General features: G+C 76.0%; 1 protein-coding gene. It reads left to right on the forward strand.

Annotated features, from left to right (window positions below; all coding sequences use genetic code 11):
• Positions 1-123 precede the first annotated feature (123 nt).
• Complete coding sequence (locus ACZ6TB_RS48825) at positions 124-267, forward strand: hypothetical protein (RefSeq protein ID WP_465568770.1); 144 nt, start codon at positions 124-126, stop codon at positions 265-267.
• Positions 268-337 lie beyond the last annotated feature (70 nt).

A 337-nucleotide genomic window follows, 5' to 3' on the forward strand; every position in this document is an offset into this window, starting at 1 on the left:
GAGAAGGGGAGTGAAAAGGACGACGCGACGGTATGGCGGTGGCTCCCTCCTCCCCCCCCCCCCCCCCCCCCCCCCCCGCCGGCCCCCCCCCCCCCCCCCGCTTCCGCCGACAAATCGGACGGCGTGGACGGGCTCGGCCTCGCCGGGCTGATCGCCGGCGTGCTCGCGCTGGTGCTGGCGCTGCTCGCATTCCAGCGGGCCGGGCGCCGGACCGCGCCGGTCGCCGAGCCCGCGGCGGAGAAGAAGGTTCCGGCCGCCAAGGCGTGATCGTGGTGGGGGGGGGGGGGAGCGCAAGCGTGGGGGGGGCGCCCGGGAAATCATAGAAACAAGAGCACCT

The sequence above is a fragment of the Actinoplanes sp. NPDC051537 genome (assembly GCF_055586105.1).